At 70.1% G+C, this 23,882-nt stretch carries 24 protein-coding genes; 13 read left to right on the top strand and 11 right to left on the bottom strand.

Going from position 1 to position 23,882, the window contains the following annotated elements:
* Nucleotides 1-84: 84 nt before the first annotated feature.
* A complete protein-coding gene (locus HW566_RS09050; protein ID WP_178012228.1) occupies nucleotides 85-1,422 on the top strand; it encodes a DUF2254 domain-containing protein in 1,338 nt (445 codons plus the stop codon).
* 66 nt (nucleotides 1,423-1,488) lie between these two features.
* On the opposite strand, the gene HW566_RS09045 is transcribed toward HW566_RS09050, so the two are convergent.
* Nucleotides 1,489-1,941, bottom strand: coding sequence for a hypothetical protein (locus HW566_RS09045; RefSeq protein ID WP_218621621.1), 453 nt, complete (start codon nucleotides 1,939-1,941; stop codon nucleotides 1,489-1,491).
* On the opposite strand from HW566_RS09045, the gene HW566_RS09040 reads away from it, so the two are divergent.
* Both HW566_RS09040 and HW566_RS09035 read left to right on the top strand, forming a co-directional pair.
* Complete coding sequence (locus HW566_RS09040) at nucleotides 1,913-2,227, top strand: hypothetical protein (protein ID WP_218621620.1); 315 nt, start codon at nucleotides 1,913-1,915, stop codon at nucleotides 2,225-2,227. The genes HW566_RS09045 and HW566_RS09040 overlap by 29 nt on opposite strands.
* A 411-nt stretch (nucleotides 2,228-2,638) precedes the next feature.
* A complete protein-coding gene (locus tag HW566_RS09035; RefSeq protein WP_178012226.1) occupies nucleotides 2,639-3,511 on the top strand; it encodes an aldo/keto reductase in 873 nt (290 codons plus the stop codon).
* Between the two features lie 18 nt (nucleotides 3,512-3,529).
* On the opposite strand, the gene nucS is transcribed toward HW566_RS09035, so the two are convergent.
* The 3 genes from nucS to HW566_RS09020 form a co-directional block, all read right to left on the bottom strand.
* Nucleotides 3,530-4,228 (bottom strand): endonuclease NucS, encoded by a 699-nt coding sequence (gene nucS / locus HW566_RS09030; RefSeq protein ID WP_178012224.1) that lies wholly within the window; start codon nucleotides 4,226-4,228, stop codon nucleotides 3,530-3,532.
* Between the two features lie 9 nt (nucleotides 4,229-4,237).
* On the bottom strand, nucleotides 4,238-4,804 hold the full coding sequence (locus HW566_RS09025) for a GNAT family N-acetyltransferase (protein WP_178012222.1): 567 nt from the start codon (nucleotides 4,802-4,804) through the stop codon (nucleotides 4,238-4,240).
* 167 nt (nucleotides 4,805-4,971) lie between these two features.
* Nucleotides 4,972-6,228, bottom strand: coding sequence for an MFS transporter (locus HW566_RS09020; RefSeq protein WP_178012220.1), 1,257 nt, complete (start codon nucleotides 6,226-6,228; stop codon nucleotides 4,972-4,974).
* Nucleotides 6,229-6,284: 56 nt separating this feature from the next.
* Here HW566_RS09020 and HW566_RS09015 point away from each other — a divergent pair, with 56 nt between their 5' ends.
* The 7 genes from HW566_RS09015 (at nucleotide 6,285) to mnhG (ending at nucleotide 13,587) form a co-directional block, all read left to right on the top strand.
* Nucleotides 6,285-7,343: a LacI family DNA-binding transcriptional regulator gene (locus HW566_RS09015; protein WP_178012218.1), complete on the top strand. Its 1,059-nt coding sequence runs from the start codon at nucleotides 6,285-6,287 to the stop codon at nucleotides 7,341-7,343.
* Nucleotides 7,344-7,415: 72 nt separating this feature from the next.
* Nucleotides 7,416-10,328 (top strand): Na+/H+ antiporter subunit A, encoded by a 2,913-nt coding sequence (locus tag HW566_RS09010; protein WP_178012216.1) that lies wholly within the window; start codon nucleotides 7,416-7,418, stop codon nucleotides 10,326-10,328.
* Nucleotides 10,325-10,846, top strand: coding sequence for a Na(+)/H(+) antiporter subunit C (locus HW566_RS09005; protein WP_178012214.1), 522 nt, complete (start codon nucleotides 10,325-10,327; stop codon nucleotides 10,844-10,846). Before HW566_RS09010 ends, HW566_RS09005 begins: the two co-directional genes overlap by 4 nt.
* On the top strand, nucleotides 10,843-12,411 hold the full coding sequence (locus HW566_RS09000) for a Na+/H+ antiporter subunit D (protein WP_178012212.1): 1,569 nt from the start codon (nucleotides 10,843-10,845) through the stop codon (nucleotides 12,409-12,411). The genes HW566_RS09005 and HW566_RS09000 overlap by 4 nt, the downstream gene beginning before the upstream one ends.
* On the top strand, nucleotides 12,411-12,974 hold the full coding sequence (locus HW566_RS08995) for a Na+/H+ antiporter subunit E (RefSeq protein WP_372955800.1): 564 nt from the start codon (nucleotides 12,411-12,413) through the stop codon (nucleotides 12,972-12,974). The genes HW566_RS09000 and HW566_RS08995 overlap by 1 nt, the downstream gene beginning before the upstream one ends.
* Nucleotides 12,971-13,240 (top strand): monovalent cation/H+ antiporter complex subunit F, encoded by a 270-nt coding sequence (locus HW566_RS08990; RefSeq protein ID WP_178012208.1) that lies wholly within the window; start codon nucleotides 12,971-12,973, stop codon nucleotides 13,238-13,240. Before HW566_RS08995 ends, HW566_RS08990 begins: the two co-directional genes overlap by 4 nt.
* On the top strand, nucleotides 13,237-13,587 hold the full coding sequence (gene mnhG, locus HW566_RS08985; protein ID WP_178012206.1) for a monovalent cation/H(+) antiporter subunit G: 351 nt from the start codon (nucleotides 13,237-13,239) through the stop codon (nucleotides 13,585-13,587). The genes HW566_RS08990 and mnhG overlap by 4 nt, the downstream gene beginning before the upstream one ends.
* A gap of 19 nt (nucleotides 13,588-13,606) precedes the next feature.
* On the opposite strand, the gene HW566_RS08980 is transcribed toward mnhG, so the two are convergent.
* Together HW566_RS08980 and HW566_RS08975 are read right to left on the bottom strand one after the other, a co-directional pair.
* Nucleotides 13,607-14,191, bottom strand: coding sequence for a TetR/AcrR family transcriptional regulator (locus HW566_RS08980; protein WP_178012204.1), 585 nt, complete (start codon nucleotides 14,189-14,191; stop codon nucleotides 13,607-13,609).
* A 4-nt stretch (nucleotides 14,192-14,195) separates the two neighbouring features.
* Entirely contained in the window at nucleotides 14,196-14,738 is a 543-nt protein-coding gene (locus tag HW566_RS08975; RefSeq protein ID WP_178012202.1) for a hypothetical protein, read from the bottom strand.
* Nucleotides 14,739-14,848: 110 nt separating this feature from the next.
* Here HW566_RS08975 and HW566_RS08970 point away from each other — a divergent pair, with 110 nt between their 5' ends.
* Nucleotides 14,849-16,147: a PP2C family protein-serine/threonine phosphatase gene (locus HW566_RS08970; protein ID WP_178012200.1), complete on the top strand. Its 1,299-nt coding sequence runs from the start codon at nucleotides 14,849-14,851 to the stop codon at nucleotides 16,145-16,147.
* A 15-nt stretch (nucleotides 16,148-16,162) separates the two neighbouring features.
* On the opposite strand, the gene HW566_RS08965 is transcribed toward HW566_RS08970, so the two are convergent.
* The 5 genes from HW566_RS08965 to HW566_RS08945 are packed head-to-tail and all read right to left on the bottom strand — an operon-like array spanning nucleotide 16,163 to nucleotide 21,727.
* Entirely contained in the window at nucleotides 16,163-17,179 is a 1,017-nt protein-coding gene (locus HW566_RS08965) for a glycoside hydrolase family 6 protein (protein WP_178012199.1), read from the bottom strand.
* 54 nt (nucleotides 17,180-17,233) lie between these two features.
* Complete coding sequence (locus tag HW566_RS08960) at nucleotides 17,234-19,177, bottom strand: YhgE/Pip domain-containing protein (protein ID WP_178012197.1); 1,944 nt, start codon at nucleotides 19,175-19,177, stop codon at nucleotides 17,234-17,236.
* A complete protein-coding gene (locus tag HW566_RS08955) occupies nucleotides 19,174-19,839 on the bottom strand; it encodes a hypothetical protein (protein ID WP_178012195.1) in 666 nt (221 codons plus the stop codon). Before HW566_RS08955 ends, HW566_RS08960 begins: the two co-directional genes overlap by 4 nt.
* On the bottom strand, nucleotides 19,839-20,468 hold the full coding sequence (locus HW566_RS08950; RefSeq protein ID WP_178012193.1) for a TetR/AcrR family transcriptional regulator: 630 nt from the start codon (nucleotides 20,466-20,468) through the stop codon (nucleotides 19,839-19,841). The genes HW566_RS08955 and HW566_RS08950 overlap by 1 nt, the downstream gene beginning before the upstream one ends.
* Before the next feature lie 53 nt (nucleotides 20,469-20,521).
* Nucleotides 20,522-21,727 carry a citrate/2-methylcitrate synthase gene (locus HW566_RS08945; RefSeq protein WP_178012192.1) on the bottom strand — a complete coding sequence of 402 codons (1,206 nt, stop codon included), beginning with the start codon at nucleotides 21,725-21,727 and terminating at the stop codon, nucleotides 20,522-20,524.
* A 52-nt stretch (nucleotides 21,728-21,779) separates the two neighbouring features.
* Between HW566_RS08945 and HW566_RS08940 the strand changes: the two genes are divergently transcribed.
* Together HW566_RS08940 and HW566_RS08935 are read left to right on the top strand one after the other, a co-directional pair.
* Nucleotides 21,780-22,898, top strand: a complete 1,119-nt coding sequence (locus tag HW566_RS08940) for a citrate synthase (protein ID WP_178012190.1) — start codon at nucleotides 21,780-21,782, stop codon at nucleotides 22,896-22,898.
* Nucleotides 22,899-23,050: 152 nt separating this feature from the next.
* Nucleotides 23,051-23,875: a PRD domain-containing protein gene (locus tag HW566_RS08935; protein ID WP_178012188.1), complete on the top strand. Its 825-nt coding sequence runs from the start codon at nucleotides 23,051-23,053 to the stop codon at nucleotides 23,873-23,875.
* Nucleotides 23,876-23,882 lie beyond the last annotated feature (7 nt).

Below are 23,882 nucleotides of genomic sequence, written 5' to 3'. Positions count from 1 at the left end.
AAATCGCATCGCGAGACGTCGAAAACCGACCTGCCGCCAGACCCGCTCCTGCGTTCCGGTCACACCGAGGTCTAGCCTTCGAGGATGCGCACCTGGTTTCTGCATGCACGGGAATCCTTCTGGTTCCTTCCCGCTTTGTTCGGGCTGGGCGCCGTCCTTCTCGCGCTCGGGCTGACAGAACTCGACCGGCTACTGCTGGCGCACGGCATCCAGTCGGTCCCGTTCATCGCGGATCTGTCCGCAACGGGCGGGCGCGCGATCCTCACCGTCATCGGCGGCACGATGCTCGGGGTTGCTGCGACGTCATTCTCGATCACCATCTCGGTTCTCGCCACGACCTCGTCCGCCTATGGGCCTCGCCTGGTGCGCAACTTCATGGCCGACCGGGGAAACCAGGTCGTCCTCGCTGTGCTCACCTCGACGTTCCTGTACACCCTGGTCGTGCTCCGGGCGGTGCGGACCGAACAGGACTCGACGTCAGCATTCGTCCCGGTCATCGCGGTCACCTTCGCCGTCCTCCTGGCGATCGGCAACGTCGCCGTGCTGGTCTACTTCATCCATCACATCGCACGTTCCGTGCAGGTGACCACTCTGCAGAACCGCGTCCTGAAAGAGCTGCGTGCCGTCATCGACCTGCTCTACCCGGAAGACCCCCGCCGGGTCACGGCACCGATCAGACTCCAGGATCTGCGAGTCGAAGAGACGTTCTTCTCCTCGACCGCCGGCTACGTGCAGTACGTCGACATCGATGACCTCGCCGAACTCGCAGACTCGAACCGCACCGTGGTGCGCGTTCTCGCACCACCGGGTACATACGTGCTGGAGGGCCAGCCGATCGCCGAGTCACTCGGCTCCGCATCGCGAGAGGCAACACCAGGAACTCGCGGAAAAACAGATCGCAGCGGGGCAGAGCATCGACCGAAGAAGGTTGCATCGGCGATCTCGATCGGCGCGCCCCGCACGCCCCATCAGGACCTCGTCTTCGCTGCACGGGGGTTGACCGAGATCGGTATCCGTGGACTCGCATCCGGGACCAACGACCCCTACACCGCGGTCGCCGCGATCGACGCCCTCAGCTCAGCACTGGTCACCCTCGTGAAGCGACCGGCCGCGACCGGCCGCTTTCCTGGCCCCGATGGACAGTTGCGGGTCGTGTGCGAGTTGCCGTCACCGTTCGACGTGATCACGGACGTGCTTCTCTCCGTCCGCACCTACGGCATGCAACACCCCCTCGTCGTCCGAGCCGCAGTACGACTCCTGTGTCGGATTGCAGCGGTCACGGACAGGGAAGACATCCCGTTATTGCGTCGCGAGATCACCGCCTTCCGATCGGCCTACCTCGCTGTCGATCCGCCGAGTGCGGACGCCGCATCGACGCTCTCGTCGATTGACGACATCCTTCCCGAAGACGCCGATCGATGAGCATCCCTCCGCAGAGGGGCCTCACTCTGTCATCTCGCACGGCTTCAGCGAGTCGGAGACGGGAGGTCACGTCGACGCCTCTCTCAGCGCCCCGGAAATCAGCAGCTGCACGAGCACCTCGGGCTCGTATCGGACATCATTCGCGGCTCCGATGCACAGGTTGCCGATGCCCTTGAACAATTTGTACGCATCTGTCTGCAGGGCGTCGGCGACGCTGTGTTTGGTGACCAGGAACTCCACGAAGAGCTTCACCCACGCGCGAAGAGCCGCCTCCGGCGTTTCGCTCTCTGCGAGCAGCCGCGGGCCCGCCGCTGCGCGCGTCTCGACGTGATGTCGATAGACCGCAACGAGCAGTTCCAGACGCGTCGTCGTCGGATGACATCGTCGGTACCGGCGTGCCGGTACTCTCTGTCGCGCCTTCATGCGGCCGTCAGTCACACGGCTCACCACACCGACCCTTGTCGTCGCCGGCGACCGCGACCAGTCGGGGATGTCCAGCCGTGGCTCGGACTGGTTCACCGACGCCTACACCCGCAGTCCCGGCGCGACCGACCTGGTCACGCTTCTCGGCGCCGAGCACTCGCTCGGTGGCATGGTCGGATACGAGGTGGCCGAGACCACCGATCGGAGTCCAGAACCGGTGGCGATCGTTCAGAGTTTGACAACCGCCTATCTCCGTAACGCGCTCTCGGTCGACGACGCCAGCTGGTCGGCCGCGCGGGCCGCTTTCCGCAACGCCGCCGAACCCATCGGCACGATCGAAAGCAGGGAGGCGCGACTCACGCGATTGCGGACGCTCGTGTGAGGGCAGGACAGGTCGGGTCGCCGATGCCCTCGCTCACCGGGCGAGCGCATCAGCGACTCGCCGTGCGGTGTCGCGGCTTGAAGCGAAGGGGTGGATGCGGCGTAAGATCGACCCGACAGACGGCCGATTCACGCTGGGAGTTCTCACGCTGGCCGGACGCGAGAATATCGCCGAATCGACTCCAGCGCACCTGCCCTCCTGCGACACGCGGTGTTCGACACCCTCACGGCAGCGCAGGCGCGACAGCTCGCCTCAGCTAGCAGCAAGATCGCCGCAGTGCTCAGCTCTCACGAGTCGTGGCCCCCCGCGCTGACTGCACCGGTGAGAGGCTCAGCCAGACCGAGCGCGGAGTCGATGCGCGGCGAGTGAGCGGCCGGGAATGTCTCGAGGCCGGATCGTGCTGGAACTCCTATGACGACTTCCAGCACGTCCCCTGCCCAGGCTTCCGGCACCTTCCGCATCGGCGGCGACCTGGAGGTGAATCGCCTCGGTTACGGCACCATGCAGCTCACCGGCCCCGGCGTCTGGGGTCCGCCGAAGGACCACGACGAGGCGATCCGCGTCCTCAAGCGCGCGGTCGAGTTGGGCGTGAACTTCTTCGACACCGCCGATTCGTACGGGCCCTATGTTGCCGAGGAACTCCTGAAGGAGGCGCTGCATCCTTACGGCGACGATGTGATCATCGCCACCAAGGCCGGGCTGACGCGCACCGGACCGAACGAGTGGCCGCCCGTCGGGCGACCGGAGTACCTGCGTCAGGAAGCCGAAATGAGCCTCCGCCGTCTCGGTCTCGAGCGCATCGACCTCTTCCAGCTGCACCGCATCGACCCGCAGGTGCCGCTGGAGGATCAGGTCGGCGAGCTGAAGAAGCTTCAGGACGAGGGCAAGATCCGCCACATCGGCCTCTCGGAGGTCTCGGTCGACGAGGTGAAGGCCGCGCAGCAGATCGCGACGATCGTGACGGTGCAGAACCTCTACAACCTCCAGAAGCGCGACGCCGAGGAGCTGCTCGACTGGTCGGATGAGCAGGGCATCGGCTTCATCCCGTGGTTCCCGCTCGCCACCGGTGGTCTGACCGGGGCCGACTCGCCGCTGAGCGAGCTGGCGGAGCGCAAGCAGGCATCCCCGGCGCAGATCGCGCTCGCGTGGCTGCTCAAGCGCTCGCCGGTGATGCTGCCGATCCCGGGCACGTCGAGCGTCGCGCACCTCGAGGACAACCTCCGCGGCGCCGAGATCGAGCTCAGCGACGACGAGTTCGCCGAGCTGTCCAAGCTCGGCGCCTGACGCGACGGGGGCGCCTCGTCAGAACAGGCGCGGCGCCCCCGACTCGATGCCCTTCATGGCGTCGTAGTCGAGAGTCACGCAGCGGATGCCACGGTCGGCCGCGAGCACCTTCGCCTGGGGCTTGATCTCCTGAGCGGCGAACACGCCGGTCACGGGCGCGAGGTGGGGGTCTCGGCCCAGGAGCTCGAGGTAGCGGGTGAGCTGCTCGACGCCGTCGATGTCGCCGCGGCGCTTGACCTCGACGGCGATCGTGCCACCGGCCGGATCGCGCAGCAGCAGGTCTACCGGCCCGATCGCGGTGGGGAACTCGCGCCGCACCAGCGTCAGGTCCTCGCCGATGACCTCCACCTGTTCGGCGAGCAGTCGCTGCAGGTCGGCCTCGACGCCGTCCTTGACCAGGCCGGGGTCGACGCCGAGCTCGTGCGAGGAGTCGTGCAGCACCTCGTAGAGGCGCACGACGAGCGTGTCGCCCGACTTGGCGTGGCTGACGCGCCACTGCTCGACGACCTGCTCCTCGACGTCGAGGTCGTCCTCGGGCGTCTCGACCGTCAGCGTGCAGGGCGGGCTCATCCAGTTGAGCGGCTTGTAGGAGCCTCCGTCGGAGTGCACCAGCAGGCTGCCGTCGCCCTTGTGCACCAGCAGCCGGGTAGCCAGCGGAAGGTGAGCATTGAGGCGCCCCGTGTATTGCACGGAGCAGCGGGCGATGACCAGACGCACCCGACGAGCCTATGCGCTCTCGGCCGCGCCGGGTGCGTCGTCGACGGGGAGCTCGTAGATCAGCTCGAGGCCGTCCTCGTCGTCCCACTGCTCGCCGCGCGCGACGAACCCGTAACCGTCGATGAGTGCACGCGATGCCACGTTGTCGGGACTGATGGTCGCGCGGACCGTGCGCACGTCGGGATGCTCGCGTGCGACGTTCAGCAGGATCTCGAGCGCTCGGCGCGCGTAGCCGCGGCGCCGAAGCGGGGGGTCGACGCGATATCCGACCTCCACCATCCCGGTCTCGTCCGGCGGCCCGTGGAAGCCCGCGATCCCGACGGGCACGTCGAGGAGCGGATCGACGATCAAGCGGGTGACCCAGGGGGCGTCGCCCGGAGACGCGAGCACCTGCGCGCTCCGGATCCGCCAGAGCCAGTCGCATTCCGCACCGGTGAGGAACGGAGTGGCGTAGAACTGGTCGAGGCTCGCGGCGTCGCCCGAACCGAGGGCATGCAGCACCTGCTCGGGGATCATGTCGAGACGGACGCCCGTGTCGGGATCCGGGTGATGCCAGGACTGTGTGGAGATCGTCATTGCGGATGATCCTGGCAGAGCGACGTCGCGCCCGCCCATGGGCGCGACCGCGCGTCCGCGCCCGCGGGCCTCCAGCGCAGCCCCGAGGTCCCAGTTCAGCCGGGAATGGCGGCGAGATACCCGGCTCAATTGGGACCTCGCGGCGCGGACCTCGGGTGCCCGCCGGGTCAGTGACGACCGGCGCCGACCTTCGCGCCGGGCAGCGGCTTGGCTGCCGACGAGGCGAGACCGGATGCCGCCACGAGCACCACGAGGATGTAGAGCGTGTTCAGCAGTCCGATGTGGTCGCTGATGAAGCCGAGGATCGGCGGGCCGCACAGGAACGCCACGTAGCCGATGGTGGCCGCTGCGCTGACCCGAGCCGCGGCCCGTGCCGGGTCGTCGGCCGCGGCCGACATGCCGAGGGGGAATCCGAGGGATGCTCCGATGCCCCACAGTGCCGCTCCGACGAACACGAGCGGGAGGTTCGGGGCGAGGATGAACAGCAGGATGCCGGCAGTGGCGGCCACCGCCAGGACGCGCAGCGTCGCGACCCGGCCGAAGCGATCGACGAGCGGCCCGCCGAAGACCCGGACGACCGTCATCGAGATGCTGAAGACCGTGAGCGCGGCGGCGCCGAGCGTGGCCGAGCCGCCTTCGTGCTCCACGACCCCGAGGGCGAGCCAGTCGTTCGCCCCGCCCTCGGCGAAGGCCATGCCGAGCATGATGATGCCGAGGGTGTAGGTGCGGGGCTCGCGCCAGGCCGACAGTGAGACCGCGACGCGTTCGCGCCAGCCGGGCTTCGCGGCCTCGGCCGCCGCGGCCGGGGTGGGGCCGTCCGCGGCGACCGCGTCGGTGACCGAGCGTCGGGGCACGTTCGCGATCGCGACGACGGCGAGCACGACGATGAGCGCGGCGATGCTCACGGCGTGGATCGCGACGCCGATGCGCAGACCCGCCGCGATGGCTCCGACGCCCGCGCCGATCACCGTGCCGAAGCTGAAGAAGGCGTGGAACAGCGGCAGGATCGTCTTGCCCGACTGCGTTTCGATCGCCGCCCCGTCGACGTTCATCATCACGTCGAGGCAGCCGTTGCCGAAGCCGAACAGCGCGAGCCCGACCACGAGCATGGCGTAGAAGTGGAACAGGCCGGAGCCGAGGCCGAGGATCGCCAGTCCGATCGAGAGGACGATCAGCACCGCGAACATCCCCGAGCGCGTGCCGAACCGCGCGATGACGACGGAGCTCGCCGACAGCCCGAGGATCGACGCGATGCCCATCGCGAGCAGCGCGAGTCCGATCTCGCGGTTCTCGATTCCCAGGTCCGCCTTGATCGACGGCACCCGCGCCGCCCAGGTGGCGATGCTCAGGCCGCTCGCGGCGAAGATCGCGAAGACGGCGTTGCGCCAGCGCAGGTAGACGGAACGGGAGATCACATCGGTCACCGAGTCAGGCTACCGAATCGATTCGACATCGCACCAGCGGCGGGTACGATCGGGTCGTGAACGCGCGCCGGCCCACCATCTCCGATGTCGCCCGTGCCGCCGGGGTGTCGCCGTCGACGGCCTCGGTCGTCTTCAGCGGCAAGACCCCCGTCAGCGAGGCGACGCGAGAGAAGGTGCTCGCCGCAGCCGCCGAGCTCGGATACCTCGGACCCGACCCACGAGCGGCGTCGCTGCGGCGAGGCCGCAGCGGAATCGTGGGCGTGGTCAGCGGCGGGCGCCTCGGCAGCGTCTTCGGAGATCCCGTCATGCGCATCACGATGGATGCGCTCGCCGATGCCGTGGCCCCCATCGGAGCGGGCCTGCTGCTGTTGCGCGAGGGAAGCGTGGTCGCCGGCGAGCCCACCCTCATGACGGCGCCGATCGACGCCGCTGTCCTCATCGGATGCAGCGCGCTGCTGCGCGATCACCTCGCGAGCGTCCGCGCACGCGGCATCCCGGTCGTGGTCATCGAGGGCGACGGGGGAGAGGGCGTGCCCCGCATCGCGCTCGACAACCGCGAGGCGCAGCGGGTCGCCGCCGAGCACGTCCGCGACCTGGGCCACACGGACGTCGTCGCCGTCACGATGCCGTTCCGCTGGGGGTCGGAGGCGGGCTGGCTCTCGACCGACGACGAGAGGACGACGTCGGTCGACGTCGTGGCCGACCGGCTCGCGGGGTTCCGCGACGTGTTCCCGGATGCGCCGGTATACGCCGCCGTCGACAGCTCGATCGACGCCGGCGCGGCCGCCGGTCGTGCGCTCTTCGCCGGCTCCGGGCCGCACCCGACGGCCGTCGTCGCGCAGAGCGACCTGTTGGCCGTCGGCGTGCTCCGCGCGGCCGAGGAGGCGGGTCTGCACGTCCCCGGGGACGTCAGCGTCACGGGCTTCGACGGCATCGTCGTCGACGGTCTCGCCCCGTACGAGCTGACGACCTTGGTGCAGCCCGCGTGGGAGAAGGGACGGGCTGCCGGAGAGACCGTCGCGGCGCTCCTGGCCGGCGACGCCGCAGCATCCCACTCCTTCACGAGTACGTTCCGGATCGGGAACACGACGTCTCCGGTCGCTGTGACGTCCTGACGCGGCGGCCGCAGCATCCCATCCTGTCGGTAAGATGGATGACACGACCCCCCCACGCCCAGAGGAGGCCTTTTGCTGATCTTCCTCGGTGCGTTCGCGGTTCTGCCGCTGGTCCTGCCGTGGTTGGTCAAGCGGATCGGCGCCCGCGCCTTCTACGTCGCCGCCCTGCTCCCGATCGCCGCGTTCATCGATGCGGCGCTGCGCGGGCCCGTCGTCCTTGCGGGAGGCATTCCGTTCGAGTCATACGCCTGGATCCCGCGTCTCGACGTCGCGCTGTCGATGCGGATGGACACCCTCGGCTGGATCATGACGCTCATCGTGACCGGCGTCGGCGCGCTCGTGATGATCTACTGCCGGTGGTACTTCGACGGCAAGAAAGTGGGCGTCGGCCAGTTCGCGGCCGTGCTGCTGGCGTTCTCCGGCGCGATGTACGGTCTCGTCCTCACCGACGACATCGTCGTGCTCGTGATGTTCTGGGAGATCACGAGCGTCCTGTCGTATCTGCTCATCGGCTTCTACAACGGCCGTGGCGCCAGCCGTCGCGCCGCACTCCAGGCGCTGCTCGTCACCACCCTCGGCGGCCTGGTCATGCTCGTCGGCGTCGTCATGCTCGTCGTGCTCTACGGCACCACGAGCCTCAGCACGATCGTGTCGGGTCCGGCGCCCGAGGGTGCTCTGCTCGACATCGCGGTCGTGCTCATGCTCGTGGGGGCCCTGAGCAAATCGGCGATCTTCCCGTTCCACTTCTGGCTTCCCGGCGCGATGGCCGCGCCCACCCCGGTCAGTGCGTACCTGCACGCGGCGGCGATGGTCAAGGCCGGCATCTACCTCATCGCGCGTCTCGCACCGGCGTTCGCGCATGAGGACCCGTGGCGGCCCATCGTCATCGGGCTCGGCCTCTTCACGATGCTCCTCGGTGGCCTGCAGGCGTTGCGCGAGTCGGATCTCAAGCGCATCCTCGCGTTCGGCACGGTCAGTCAGCTCGGCATGCTCACCGTGGTGCTCGGGTACGGGGAGCGCAACTCGGCGCTGGCCGGACTCGCCCTCCTCGTCGGCCACGCCCTGTTCAAGTCGTCGCTGTTCCTCGTGGTCGGCGTCATCGACCGCCAGCTCTCCACCCGTGACATCCGCGAACTCTCCGGCGTGGGCCGTCAGGCGCCGACGCTGGCCGTGTTCTCGATCATCGCGATCGGGTCGATGGTGGGCCTCGCCCCGACGATCGGGTTCGTCGCAAAAGAGGCGGTGCTGTCGTCGCTCCTCGAGGGTGGTGGCGACCCGGCCTCGCTGGCGCCCCTGATCGGCATCGTGCTCGGGTCGGTGCTGACGACCGCGTACGGTGCGCGTTTCATCTGGGGTGCGTTCTGGACGAAGAAGGATGCCGCGGACGAGACGCTCCCGCGCACCGAGTGGCCCGATCCGCCGATCGGCTTCCTTGCCGCGCCGGTGCTGCTGGGCGGGCTGTCGATCGTCGGCGGCATCGCCGCCCCGCTGCTGGACGCCGCGTTCAGCGGTTACGCCGACACGATGCCCGAGTCGGCCGGCTCCGATGGGTACGAATACCACCTCGCGCTGTGGCACGGTCTCGAGCCGGCGCTGTTCCTCTCGGTGGGCAGCATCCTCGCCGGTCTCGCGCTGTTCTGGTTCGTCGGCCGCGGCGGCGGCACGCAGCGTCGCTGGCTCCCCTTCACCGCCGTCGACGCCTACAACGGCACCGTCCGCGCGGTCGTCCGGACCTCGGTGTGGACGACGTCCCTCACCCAGCGCGGCTCGCTCCCGGTGTACGTCGGCACGATCTTCGTCGTCTTCGTCGCCGCCGAGGGCACGGCCCTCATCGCGCACGCGGGCTGGCAGGCGGATCTCGCCGGCTGGCACGCGCCGATGCAGATCATCGTGGCGCCCGTCATGATCATCGCCGGCATCATCGCCGTGCGTGCCCGCAAGCGGTACACCGGCGTCGTGCTCGTCTCGGTCACCGGCCTCGGCATGGTCGCCCTGTTCGCATCGAGCGGAGCCCCGGACCTCGCGCTGACGCAGATCCTCGTCGAGACCGTCACCCTCATCGCCTTCGCTCTGGTGCTCCGCCGCATCCCGTCGCGCATGGGCGACCACAACGCCTCGGTCTGGCCGATCGGGCGCGCCCTGCTGGGCCTCGGTGTCGGCGCCACGATGGCGCTCATCGCCATCGTGGCCACGGGGGCCCGGGTCGCCGAGCCGATCTCGGCCGCCTTCCCCGACCTGGCCTACGAGATCGGTCACGGCCGCAACGTCGTGAACGTGACCCTCGTCGATCTGCGCGGCTGGGACACGATGGGCGAGCTGTCGGTGTTGATCCTCGCCGCGACCGGAGTGGCCTCGCTCGTGTTCGTCACGGACCGCTCCGACACTCTCTCTCGCGCGATCTCGTCGCTGCCCACGGGCGCGCTGCGCACCCGGCGACCGTTGGTCGAAACCTCGGACGGGCCTCGGCCCCGCGCGGGCTCCGGCTCCTCGCGGCAGGCCTGGCTCGTGGGCGGGCAGAAGCTGCGACCCGAGACCCGCTCGATCATGCTCGAGGTGATCGTCCGCATCCTGTTCCACACGATCATCGTGGTGTCGATCTACCTGCTCTTCGCCGGCCACAACCTGCCGGGCGGCGGGTTCGCCGGAGGCCTCGTCGCGGGCATGGCGCTCGTCATGCGCTACGTCGCCGGCGGCCCGTACGAGCTCGGAGCCGCGGCGCCCACCGATGCCGGTCGCCTCCTCGGCGTCGGGATGACGCTCGCCGTCGGCACCGCGATCGTGCCGCTGTTCTTCGGGGCGCCGGCACTGACGAGCACCTTCTGGGAGGCGGAGCTGCCGGTGCTCGGCCACGTCGAGTTCGTCACCTCGACGATCTTCGACGTCGGCGTGTACCTCGTGGTCATCGGACTCGTCCTCGACGTGCTCCGCTCGCTCGGCGCCGAAGTCGACCGTCAGCGCAAGGAGCGAGAGGAGGTCGCCCGATGAACGTCTCGCTGACCCTGATCATCATCATGGGCGTGCTCTTCGCCGCGGGCGTCTACGCGATGCTCGAGCGCAGCCTCACCCGGGTGCTCATCGGCTTCCTGCTGCTCGGCAACGCCGCGAACCTGTTCCTGCTCGTGGTGATGGGCGCGCCCGGTGTCGCTCCCTTCTACGGTTCGGCCGAGGATGCCGCCGACTACAGCGATCCGCTGCCGCAGGCCCTCACCCTGACCGCGATCGTGATCACCTTCGCGGTCTCGGCGTTCCTGCTCGCGCTCATCTACCGCTCCTGGCAGCTCGGCCAGGCCGACACGGTCGAGGACGACGAGGCCGACCTCGCCGTGCGCGACCGCGTCGCCGAGGACGAGGAGGCGATGGAGCAGGAGATCACCGACGAGGACGACGACGCCACCACCGACTTCGTCGGCGATCTGACCTCGCCCATCACCGTGCTGCACTCGCGCGACTTCGACGCGCTGCGCGACGACGCGCCCACCGATCGCCCCGGAGGAGACCGATGAGCGCCCTGGTACCCCTCCTCGTCACTTTGCCGCTTCTCGGCGCGGCCGTCGCCCTGATCTTCGGCCGTCGTCGCCGCATCCAGGTCGGCGTCTCGATCGTCACGCTCACCGCGACCCTGGTGATCGCGGCCGTGCTGCTCAACGCCATCAACGCGACGGGGATCCCGATCGCCGTCTCGGTCGGCGGTTGGCCGATCCCGTTCGGCATCGTCCTCTACGTCGACCGGCTGGCGGCGCTGCTCGTGGTGGTCTCGAGCATCGTGCTCCTCGCGGTGCTGCTGTTCTCGGTCGGGCAGGGCGCCGCCGACGGCGACGACGAGACGCCGGTGTCGATCTTCCACCCGTCGTACCTGATCCTGGCGGCCGGCATCTTCAACGCCTTCATCGCGGGCGACCTGTTCAACCTCTACGTCGGCTTCGAGATCCTCCTCGTGGCGTCGTACGTGCTCATCACGCTCGGATCGACCGAGTCGCGCATACGCACCGGCGTGGTCTACATCGTCGTCTCGCTGGTCTCGTCGATCCTCTTCCTCTCGGCCATCGCCGCCATCTACGGCGCGCTGGGCACGGTCAACATCATCCAGCTGTCGGAGCGCATGACCGAGCTCCCGCAGGAGACGCAGCTCGTGCTGCACCTCATGCTCCTGCTCGCATTCAGCATCAAGGCCGCGGTCTTCCCGCTGTCGTTCTGGCTGCCCGACTCGTACCCGACCGCGCCCGCACCGGTCACGGCCGTGTTCGCGGGCCTGCTCACCAAGGTGGGCGTGTATGCGATCATCCGCACCGAGACCGACATCTTCCAGGACAACGACGTCAACACGCTGCTGATCATCGTCGCCCTGGCGACGATGATCGTCGGCGTGCTCGGCGCCGTCGCACAGGCCGAGCTCAAACGCATCCTGTCGTTCACGCTCGTCAGCCACATCGGTTACATGATCTTCGGGCTCGCGATAGCGACGCCGGCCGCGGTGGGCGCCACGATCTACTACATCGTCCACCACATCGTCGTGCAGACGACCCTGTTCCTCGCGGTCGGGCTCGTCGAGCGTCGGGCGGGGTCGACCTCGATCCTCAAGGTGCGCGGTCTCATGCGTGCCGCCCCGCTGCTGGCCGTGCTCTACTTCATCCCCGCCATCAACCTCGGCGGACTGCCCCCGTTCTCGGGCTTCATCGGCAAGTACGCCCTCTTCGACGCAGCAGCCGACGAGGGCACCCCGCTGATGTACGTGCTCATCGTGGCCGGCATCGTCACCTCGCTCCTCACGCTCTACGCCCTCATGCGCGCGTGGAACCTGTCGTTCTGGCGCGAGAAGGAGGAGATCGGCGAGGGCGAGAGCGAGACCGACGCCCGCATCGCCTACCTCGGCGACGCCGAGGGCGCCGACGTGCAGACCGAGAAGCGCGTCATCCCCCGCATCATGACGACCGCGACGGCCGGGATGGTCGCCGTCACGGTGGCCCTGACGATCTTCGCGGGCCCGCTGTACGAGCTCTGCGCCGACATCGGCGAGTCGCTGCTGCAGCCGGTGACGATCACCCAGCTCGAGCAGGAGGTGCAGGGATGATGGGCGAGGCCAAGCGCAACGCCGCCACAGCGCTCTGGCGTCAGCTGCCCTTCTTCGTCTGGCTCGTGGCGCTGTGGATGCTGCTGTGGGGCCAGTTCACGGTGCTCGCCGCGCTGACCGGGGTCATCGTCGCGCTGTTCGTGACCCGCATCTTCCGGCTGCCGCCGGTCGAGCTCTCGGGTCGGGTGAACCTGTGGTGGGGCGTGGTGTTCTTCCTCGAGTTCCTGCTGTCGCTCGTCAAGGGCTCGCTGCTGGTCGCATGGCAGGTCATCGATCCGCGGCGTCAGCCGGGCACGGCGATCATCGCCGTGCCGCTGCGCACCGACGACGACCTCATCATGACGCACGTCGCGGTGACGGCATCCCTCATCCCCGGGTCGCTCATCATCGACATCGACCGTGATCGACGCATCCTGTACGTCCACGCGATCGGTGTGCGCAACCAGGAGCAGCTCGATCGTCAGCGGCGGGCGATCCAGCACTGGGAGGAACGCATCGTCCGTGCCGTCGGATCGAAGGCGCAGGCGCACCAGCTGTCGGATCTGCGGAGGGAGCGCTCGTGACCTGGCTCATCGTCGTCATCTCGGTGGTCTTCGCCGTCTCCGCGTTGTTGACCCTGTGGCGGATCATCACGGGGCCGTCGATCCTCGACCGCGCCGTCGCCTCCGACGTCCTGCTCACCCTGGTGATCTGCGCCCTCGGAGCCGAGATGGCCGTCAACCACCACACGCGCACCCTTCCGGTGCTGCTGATCGTCGCCGCGGTCGGGGTGTTCGGTTCGATCTCGATTGCCCGGTTCGTCGCACGGAAGGACAACGTCGACCGATGATCATCACCGACGTCATCGCCCTCGTGCTCGTGCTCATCGGCGCGCTGCTGTGTTTGACGGCCGCCGTCGGCCTGCTGCGCTTCCGCGACGTCCCCACCCGGCTGCATGCCGCGACCAAGCCCCAGGTGCTCGGGTTCATCGTCATCTGCATCGCCATCGGCGTCGCTTCGCAGTCGTGGGAGGTCGTGGCCTTCCTCGTTCCGGTCGCACTCGTCCAGCTCGCCACCGCTCCGCTGTCGGCGCACATGGTCGCGCGGCAGGCGTACCGCAACAAGACCCTCGACCGCGACTCGCTCTTCGTCGACGAGTTCGCCGACGCCCCCGCGCCCAGCGACACCCGCGACTGACCCACGCACGACGCTCGGGCTACCTCGCCAGGGTGTCGAGGTGACGGGCGAGCACGCGGTCGGCGTCGCGGGCGGGGTCGTCCGACGGAGTCCACAGCAGGTGGAGGGCCAGTCCGTCGAGGAGGGCGTGCAGGCGGACGGTCTCGAGAGGCAGGTCGAGCCCGTCCGCGAGCACACGCGCTTCCGACAGCCCGTCGAGCACGGCGGCGCACACTCTCCGAACGCCCTCGTGCAGCTCTCGTGCGCTCTCGGAGAGGCCCGAGTCGGTGAGCGCGAGTCGGCTCAGCTGAAGCTGCACGGTGAGTTCTGTGCGACGCGTCGCGTCGAGGGGCAGGAGTTCGCGCATCCACTGCATCGCACGCTCCCGGCCCTCGCCTGTCACGGCACGGATGCGCGCGGCGACGGCCGTTTGCAGGCGCGCGAAGCAGAAGCGGCGCAGGGCGTCCTGCGTGGCGAAGGCGCGACGCAGGGAAGCCGTCGCGATGCCCGCCTCGTCGGCCACCCTCCGCACCGACAGCGCGGCCAGGCCATCGCGCGCGAGAACCCGGAAGGCTGCTGCCGCGATCTCGTCGTTGCGGTCGTCGTGGTCGATGAGGCGCGGCATGAGCTCATCCTGCCGCAGCGACGGGCGGGCGCTTGGGCCACACCGAGTAGCTGATCGCCCAGAGCAGGTCGATACCCACGATGACCCCGAGGATGGGGAGGAATCCGACCAGCTCGGACGTGCGGTCGGCATCGCCGACGAACAGGATGAGCCCGCCGAGGACGGCTGCGGCGATCGAGGCCGCCAGCACCGTTCGCGGCACGTCCTTCCAGCAGGCGACGGCGTACGCGGCTCCGTACCGTCGCGGCCGTGGCGCGGCCCCGCGGAAGCGGGTCGCGAACTTCGCGTCCGCCCAGGCGATCATGCGGTGTCCGTAGGCGACCGAGACCCCGATGTAGAGCGCGGCGAGACCGTGGTGCCACGAGGCGGTGCCGCCGCGGAGCATGTCCACCGCGACGAGGACGAGGAGCACGAGGTCGATCAGCGGCGCTGCGAGGAGCAGCATCGCGCCCAGTCGGGGGCGGCCGAAGACGTAGCGGGTGACGAGGCCGCCCACGATCGCGGCCCAGAACCCCACCTCGCACGCGATGATCGCAGCCAAGATCATGACGAATCCCCTCCCTGGTGTGGATGCGGCGATGTTAGCACGGCTGTGCTAATTGGGCCGTTTCGCGCCGCTACGCCCCGGTGCCGCCGATCGTCCGATTGACTGGACGTATGACATCCGCCCCTCCTGACACCCGGGCCGCGGTTCTCGACACCGCCCCGGTGATCCTGGCGCCGGCACGCAGATCGTGGGAGCCCTTCGCGCGGCAGTCGATCATCACGGCCTTCGTCGTGGGCGCCGCCATCGCGAGTGCCGCGACGCCGTGGCTGAGCGTGACCGACGCGTCCCGGATGTGGCAGGGCGCGGCGCTCGCGCTCGCGCTGCTGCTGGTGGCCGGCCTCATGGTCCGGTCGCCTGCTCTCCGACGTGCCGAGATCGTCATCCCGATCGGCGACTTCATCGCGGTCGGACTCCTGCGCTTCGGCACGGGTGACTCGCAATCGGTGTTCCTCGCGATCATCGTGCTGCCCGTCATCTGGATCGCCGCCGGTCCGGGGCGGTGGCGCATCCTGGTGCCGCTCGCCGGCACCTGCGCGACGCTTCTGCTGCCGATGGTGCTCGCGCCCGGGCATGGCATCACGGTGAGCGAGACGGTACGGCTGGTCATCGCCGTGCTGGTCTACGCGGCGGCGGGTGCGGTCGTGAACGAGCTCTCGCGGCGTTCGCTGCAGAAGCTGACGATGTCGCAGTGGCACCGGCGCCTGGCCGAGGCCGAGGTGTCGCAGGCGGCCGTCGTGCAGCGCTCGCTTCAGCCCGTGGACGGCTCGTCGCTGCCGAGTCGATTCCGTGTGGCCGGTGCGTGCGTGCCCGCCCGCACGGTGGGCGGAGACTTCTACGACTGGTACGCGACTCTGGACGGCGGCACGGCCTTCACCCTCGGCGACGTCATGGGCAAGGGCGTCGGGCCCGGGATGATCGCCGCGGCGGTCCGCACCGTCATCCGCAGCAGCGTCGACGAGCCCGACCCCGCCACCGCTGTGCGCCGCGCGGCCGTGGGCCTCGACACCGGTCCCACCGCCGCGATCGGAGCACAGTTCACCACCTGCTTCCACGCCCGCATCAGCCTCGACGGCACGCTGCGGTGGGTCGATGCCGGCCACGGGCTCACGGTCGTCCGCAGCGCGGACGGTACGACCGTCTTCCTCCGGTCGGGTCACCTCCCGATCGGGGTGGGGAGCAATTGGACCAGCTCCGAGGTCGCGCTCCAGCCCGGCGACAGCGTCATCAGCGTCAGCGACGGCGTGCTCGACCTCTTCGGCGGCTCGCTCGACTCGATCGACCTCTATCGCGAGTTCATCGAGGGTCGCGACGACATCCAGACGATCGTGGACGAACTCGTCGCGCGCGCCACCCGGGCCGAGCAGGAGGACGACGTCACCGTCATCGCCATGACCTGGGGAGAGGCCTGAGACGCCGGCCCTCGCTCAGCGCGCGCGGTTGCGCACGAGCTCGAGCGCGGCCTTCTCGTACCAGCTGCCCGCGGCCGGCCCGCCGTTGCACAGGCCGTCGCTCTCTCCGGGTCGCTTGATCCACAGCAGCGCGTCGAGCGCCGAGCCCGAGGCTCCCGCCCGGGGCGCGGTTCCGAGGCCGACGCCGGAGGGGTTGCACCAGCCGCCCTGCCACCCGCGCCCGTTGCGCGAGGTGTCGATGACGTAGCGGGGCGAGCCGCCGAGCAGGGCGCGCAGCCGCTCCGCGTACTGCTGCTCCGTCGCGGTGCGCGAGAAGTTGGAGACGTTCGTGGCGAATCCGCGGCCGTTGAGCACACCGGCGTCGCGCAGGCGCTGGGCCATCGTCTCGGGCGGCACCCAGTTCGCATTGCCGGCGTCGATGTACGCGGCGACCCCCGCTGCGGTCAGCGCCGACACGGCATCCCGGATGAGGGTCGTGCGCGGACCCTGTCCGGTGCAGTCGCCCAGCATCGCGAGCGCGTCGGGTTCGACGATCACGGCAGAGCCGGTGCCGCGCAGGGTGTCGGCGATGAGCTTCGTCCACGCGCGGTACCGCGTGGGGGTGAGGCCGCCCTGCGAGTGGGCCGCGCAGTCGCGCGCGGGGATGGCGTACATGACGAAGGTCGCGACCTTCTTCTGCTTCTTCGCGGCGGCGGTCTCGGCCTTGAGCACGCGGACCAGCTCGCCATCGCTGTACCACTCGCCGAGCCAGGTGGCGGTGGGCGTGCGTGCGATGACGTCGAAGGCGTCGGCGACCGCGGTGCGGCCCTTCGCGCGGGCGTCCGCCGCTGCGACGGCCGCTGCCGAGTACGTCGGCAGGGCGGCGCCGCGGGCGAGCGGGTTCGGGCCCGGCGTCGGAGCGGACACGGATGCCTCCTCGCGTCGCGGTTCGGCCGCGTGAGCGCTGCCGGTCACCGACACGACCGCCCCCAGGGCGACGGCCATCGCGAGAAGCGCGGCCGCGGCGGGCGGCATCCGGAGACTGGGTCGCATGGGATCCTCGTTCGAAACGTCAACCGAGGATAACCTCAACCTCGACCCCGCGGGCTAGCCGATGAGGCTCGGCTGCAGGTCGCGGAGGGTGCGCCGGTGGGTCATGCGGGCCACGCCGATCGCGGCGAGGACGAGCGCCCCGGCCATCCAGGTGAACAGCACCGCGAGGTCGAGGCTGACCCGGCTGAGGTCGCCGCCGTACATCCATTGGCGCATGCCGTCGACGACGTAGCCCATCGGCAGCACGTGATGGAGGGCCGCGAGCGGTGCCGGCAGCGTCTGCCAGGGGAACGTGCCACCCGCCGTCACGAGCTGCAGCACCATCAGCACGAGGCCGACGAACTGACCGACCGATCCCAGCCACACGTTGAGCGCGAGGATGATCGCGGCGTAGGTGAACGATGCGGTGAGCAGCATCCCGAGCGTGCCGACGGGGCTCGAGAAGTCGAACCCGAGCGCGAGGGAGAGGACGCCGAACAGGACCACCATGCCGACGCTGCCGAGCATGGCCGGGGTCAGCCAGCCGGCGAGGGTCACCCGGACGGGCGAACGCAACGCCGTGATCGCGCGTCGCGAGATCGGCTTGACGATGAGGAACAGCGCGTAGATGCCGATCCACCCCGCGAGCGCCGCGAAGAAGGGAGCCAGCCCGGCCCCGTAGTCTCCGGCCTTCGCCAGATTGCCCGAGTCGACCGACACCGGGTCGGCGATCGTCTGCGCCTGCTGGTCGCGCAGGTCGGGCGTCGAGTCGGGCAGCTGCGCGACGCCCGAACTGAGCCCGTCCCGCAGCGTCACGAGCCCGCTGTCGAGCGTCCCGAGACCCGAGACGAGCTGACGGGCGCCGTCGTCGAGTTGCGCGGCACCGTCGGCGGCCTCACCGGTCGCCGCGGCGAGCTGCCCCGCACCCGCTGACACGGATGCCGCACCGTCGGCCGCCTGCGCCGCGCCCGTGGCGAGCTGCGCGGCACCCGAGCTGACCTGTGCCGCGCCCGCGGCGAGGCGATCGATCTGCCCCACGGCGTCGTCGACGCGCGTCGCGCCCGACTGCAGGCGCTCGCCGATCGGATCGAGGCGCGCGAGCACCTCGTCGATCTGCGTCTGGTCGAGTCCGCGGTCGGCGAGCAGGGCGGCGATGTCCGAACGCACCTGGGGCAGTCGACCGGCGGCCTCGTCGACGGCGCTGCGCGCGCGATCGGCGTATCCGGCGATCTCGGCGGTGCCGTCGGAGACCTGCGCCGCCCCCGCGGCGAGGTCGGACGATCCCTGTGCCAGCGTCCGCGTGCCGTCGGCGAGCTGCGACGCGCCGTCGGCGAGACTGCCGGCGCCGTCGCGCAGCTGCGCCGCGCCGCTCGAGAGCCGGCCGGTGCCGTCGGCCAGCTCGTTCGCGCCGTCGAGGGCCTGGCCCGCACCGTCGACGAGCTGGCTCGCGCCGTCGGTCGCGTTCTGCAGCTGCACGCGGATGTCTGCGATGCCGGTGAGAAGTCGCGACGCGGCCTCCCGGCCGACGAGCTCGGCCACCGAGTTGCGGATGCGCTCCACAGCCTGCGAGCCGATTGAGGAGGCGAGGTAGTTGTTCGCGTCGTTCGTCGCGAGCACCAGCGTCGCCTGATGCGGGGTGTCGCCCGCCGCGCTGGTGAGCGCCTTGGAGAAGTCGGCGGGAAGGGTGACCGAGAAGTCGACCTCCCCGGTACGCAGCGCCTCCTGTGCCGCGGCGGCATCCAGCTGACGCCACGAGAACGCGCCGCCCTCGACGAGCTGGTCGGCCACCTGCGAGCCGTAGTCGACCGTGCCGCCGCCGTCGCTCGCGGGCGCTCCCTCATCGAGGTCGACGAGGGCCACCGGGATGTCGGCGAACTTGCCGTACGGGTCCTGGTTGGCCCACAGGTAGAGGCCGCCGTAGAGCACGGGGACGAGCATGAGCGCGATGAGGGCGACCACCGACATCCGCGTGGCGGTCAGGCGGCGCAGCTCGGCGCTGATCAGGGCGGGGATCTTCATCGGGCGGCCTTCGGGCGGGCGCCCCGCAGGCGGATGCCGCTCGGCAGCAGCCGGCGGTGCGGTGCGGAGGGGGCGGATTCGGTGAGGAGGTTCGCGGCTGCCTGACCGGCGATCACCAGCACGGCGTAGCCGCGCCCGGCGAACTCCTGGGCGAGGTCCCACCAGGCACGGGGGTCGCCGCCGTGCCTGTCGGGGGAGACGAGGACGAGACCGTCGACGCCGGGCCGCAGCACCGCGAGCTCGAGCAGCATCCGGATGCGATCGGTCGCGGGCACGTCGCCGATCGGCACGCGCGAGTACGCGCGGAGGTCGTGCTCGTCGAGCCAGCGGCGGGCCGAGATCGGGTCGGCGGGGCGGCCGGCGAACATCAGCTCTTCGCCGACGATGCCGACGGTCGAGATGTTCGGCGGCGCATCGCTGACGTCCGGTGCGTCGATGAGGGCGATCCGGCGACGCAGGCTGCGGGTGGCGCGCGCGCCGTCGAGCGTCACGGTCCCGCCGTCGGGGCGCATCCGCCCGCTCGCGATGAGGCCCAGCACCGTCGGACGCTGCTCGGTCTCGGCGATCGCGAGGGTCGCGAGTCCGGAGCGATAGGCCACGCTTGTGGGCGGCAGGGCGAGATCCCGTCGGCCCTTGGCGACAGAGCGCAGCTCGACGCGCATCAGGATGCCGCCACGACGTCGGGATGCGCGGCGATCAGACTCTCGGCCTCACGCCACGACAGCCCCGCGATGGAGAGGACCGAGCGCACGACGAGCGAACGCGCTTCGGGCGACGAGGCATCCAGCCGCACGAGCACGGTGCGCGCGGTCTCCTCGATGAGGCGGGCCAGCGTGGGTGCTGCGACGTCGGTGCGCAGCGTGCCGTCGTCCTGGCCGCGGCGCACGAGGCCCATCAGGGTGCGACGCAGCGGTGCGAGCGCGGCGGCGGAGTCCTCGACGTGGCGCTCGTCGAGCGCGATGGCTGCGGCGACCTGCACGTGCGATGCCTCGCCCCACAGGCGTCCGGTCAGACGCGCCAGGACAACCGGCGCCGGGTCGAGCTCGACCTCGAGCTCTCCGGCGATGGCGTTGAAACGCTGGGCGCCGGAGGCGATGAGCTCCCGCAGCAGCGCGTCACGGTCGTCGAAGTGGCCGTAGAGCGCGCGGCGGCTCAGCCCCGCGGCGCGGGCGATCGTGTCGACCGAGGCGCTCGGGTCGATCGCCAGGGTGCGGGCGGCGGCCGACAGCAGGCCGGCGCGGTTGGCGGCGGCATCCTTCCGCGGTCGACGGGGAGAAGCGGTCTCGGTCACGCGACGATGGTACAAAACTGCACAGCTATGTGCAAGTTAAGGACCCGGTGGAGTCACGGGCCGACGTAGTTGCCTCGCGGACGCAGCCGCAGGGGGCGTTCGTCATACTCCGCGGCCGCATGGCGGATCCAGCCGGCGGTCCGCCCCAGCGCGAAGATCGCGACACCTCCGTCCTCGGGCATTCCGGCCGCGACACCGAGCGCAGCGAGGGCGAGGTCGCTGTTGGGCATCAGGCCGGTTCGTGCAGAGACCACCGCCGCGAGTTCGTCGACGGCTGCTGCGACTCCTGCACCCTGGGGAAGGGCGGGAATCAGGGGCAGCAGGGCGGCCGCCCGGGGATCGATGCCGTCGTAGAGGGGCTGACCGAAACCGGGCACGCTTCCGGTCAGCTGAGCGGCCTCCGCCACGGCCGCCGCCGCAGAGGAGCCCTGCACCACGCGGGCGACGAGTCGTGCCGCCGCCCGGGGCGCGCCTCCGTGGAGGGGCGAGTCGAACGCTCCGAGGGCGGCTTGCACGATGGAGTATCCGTCCGCTCGGGCAGACGCGGCGACCCGCGCCACGAACGTCGACGCCGCGAGATCGTGATCGATCATCAGCGTGAGGGCAAGGTCGACCGCGCGCGTGACGGTCGGGTCCGATGTGGTCGTCAGCGAGCACGCGATCGCTTCCGCTATCGAGCTCGTCGTGGGGCGAACCGAGGGATCGAGGGCGTGGGGGAGCGCCCGCAGCAATGCCCATCCGATGCGGTGCAGGTTGTCGGAACCCGCCTGATGGCGCAGGACGTCGTGTGCGCCGAGGGTGGCTACCGCGACGCGCACGCGATCGATCAGGGCGCTCTCGGGCGGCAACGAGCTCGCAGCCGTGGCCGCCAGGCCGGCTGCCTCGGAGGCCGAAGCGTGCCACGACGGCGGAGGTGCCTGCCACAGCCAGGAGACCGCGTCTTCGAACGTACCGTGGCTCAGCTCCTCGAGGCTCCGCTCGCGGTAGAAGAGCTCGCCGTCGTCGATGTGGGCCACGTCGGTGTCGACGACCATCAGCGGAGCACCGGAGCGACCCCGGGGAGGCGGCAGCGTCGACCTCGACCGGCGCCGTCGAGCCACCGCGAACGCCTCGACGTCGAGTGGGTCGAACCAGGACCCCGCGCGATCCCGCGAACGTCGCAGCATCCCTCGGGACACGTACGCGTAGACCGTCTCGATCCTCACCTCGAGTCGCGCGGCGACCTGCGCGGCGCTGAGTCGCGGGGGCGGCTCGGTCATGTTGATCCGATCAACGTTGACGGAGCCGGCATCCTGTTCACACACTGAGCGTATGACGACCGAGCTGATCGATGTTCCCCGCGGACTCACGGGTGTCGCCGTTGCCGAGACCGCCCTCAGCGACGTCGACGGAGAGCAGGGGTACTACCAGTACCGGCAGTACTCCGCGACCGATCTGGCGCGCCGCGTCAGCTTCGAGGAGGCGTGGCATCTCCTCGTGATCGGACGGCTTCCCGACGCGGGGGAACTCGAGCGGTTCCGGGTGCGGGTCGCGACAGCACAAGCGCGGCCGGAGCTCGAGCGGGTCGTGGAGGTCGTCCTCCGCGCGCGCCCGCAGCCGATCGACGCGCTGAAGGCGGTGTTCCCGCTGCTCGCGGGAGCTCGCGGCAGTCGGCCGCTGTACGACCTCGACGAGGCGTCGCGCCTCGACGACGCGATCGAGTTCGGCGCGATCGCGTCGGTCGTGCTCAGCCGGGCGCAGCGCGGTCGGCTCGGACTTCCTCCCCGAGCGTCGGACCCCACGCGCGGTCTGGTCGCCAACTACCTCGCCCAGGTCACCGACGCCGTCGCCTCCCCGGAACACGAGCGCGCGCTGTCGTCGTATCTGGTGGCGGCCATGGACCACGGTTTCAACGCCTCCACGTTCACCGCGCGCGTCATCGCGTCGACCGGAGCCGACCTCGCCTCCTGCCTCGCAGGAGCTCTCGGGGCGTTGTCGGGCCCCCTCCACGGCGGTGCGCCGGCACGGGCTCTCGCGAGCCTGGACGAGGCGGACGGCGATCCGGCTGCGTGGATCGGCGCGGAACTCGCAGCCGGCAGGCGGCTGATGGGCTTCGGCCACGCCATCTACCGGACGTCCGATCCGCGCTCCGACCTGCTGCGCGAGGAGGCGCAGAAGCTGGGGGGCCCGCGAGTGGCCGCTGCGCTGGACTTCCAGGCGCGGGCCGAGGAACACCTCGCCCTCCACAAGCCGCACCGGCCGCTCAAGGCGAACGTCGAGTTCTACGCCTCGGTGGTGATGGAACAGTGCGGCATCCCCGAGGAGATGTTCACGCCGACCTTCGCCCTCGCCCGCACCGTCGGCTGGACGGCCCACGCCCTCGAGCAGGCGCGCGACTCGAAGATCATCCGCCCCTCAGCTCGCTACGTGGGACCACCTCTCCGACGCTGATGCCGGTGCGAGGCTCTCGGCGCGGCCGTACGTGCCACGTACCGTTTGCGGGTCACGCCGCCCTCGCCTACGCTGAACATGGCTTGTTACCGGTTCCCGGGCAATACCGATCCGTCGGAGTAGACGGATTCATCGTCCCAGAGGTATCGCCCATGATCGTCCGCCGTGTGCTCAACAACAGCGTCGTCGACGCACTCGATGACGCGATGCGCGAAGTCATCGTGCTCGGTCGTGGCATCGGCTTCCGCGCGCAGCCGGGCGACACCATCGACGCGACGGCGATCGAGAAGATCTTCCGCCTCGACGACAGCGCCCAGGGCAGCCGACTCGCGCAGGTCGCCGCCGACGTGCCCGCCGAGATCCTCGGGGTGACCGACGAGATCGTCACGCTCGCTCGCGAGCACCTCACCGAGAAACTCAGCGACTCCGTCTACGCCGCGCTCGCCGACCACATCGCCTTCGCGGTGCACCGGGTGCGCGAGAACATCGACCTCGCGTCGGCGCTCGAGGCCGACGTGCGCCGCTTCTACCCGAAGGAGTACGCCGTCGCCACGAGCGCGCTCCCGCTCATCGAGGCGGCCACGGGCGTCGCGATGCCGGTGGCGGAGGCGGCGAACATCGCGCTGCACCTCATCACCGCCGAGGTCGGCGGGGGTGACGGTTCGGCGGCGGCTCTGACGAGCTTCACGCAGGACGTCCTCGACATCGTGCGGCTGCACTTCGGCATCGTCTACGCCGACGACGACCCCGCGTACGCCCGGTTCGCCACGCACGTCCGCTACTTCGCGCAGCGCGTGCTCGCCGGCACCGTCATCGAACGCGACGACGACGAGCTGATGACCCTGCTGCGTCGTCAGCTGCCCCACGTCTTCGCGGCCATCGACCGGATCGAGGCCTACGTCCGCGAAGCCCACCACCACACGATGACCTCGACCGAGAAGGTCTACATCGCCATGCACGTCAGTCGCTTCGTCTGAACCGACT

Origin of the sequence: Microbacterium oleivorans (assembly GCF_013389665.1) — a bacterium.
Lineage (GTDB): Bacteria > Actinomycetota > Actinomycetes > Actinomycetales > Microbacteriaceae > Microbacterium > Microbacterium oleivorans_C.
Note: the sequence above shows the minus strand (reverse complement) of the source record. Positions and strands in the feature narration are given on the sequence as shown.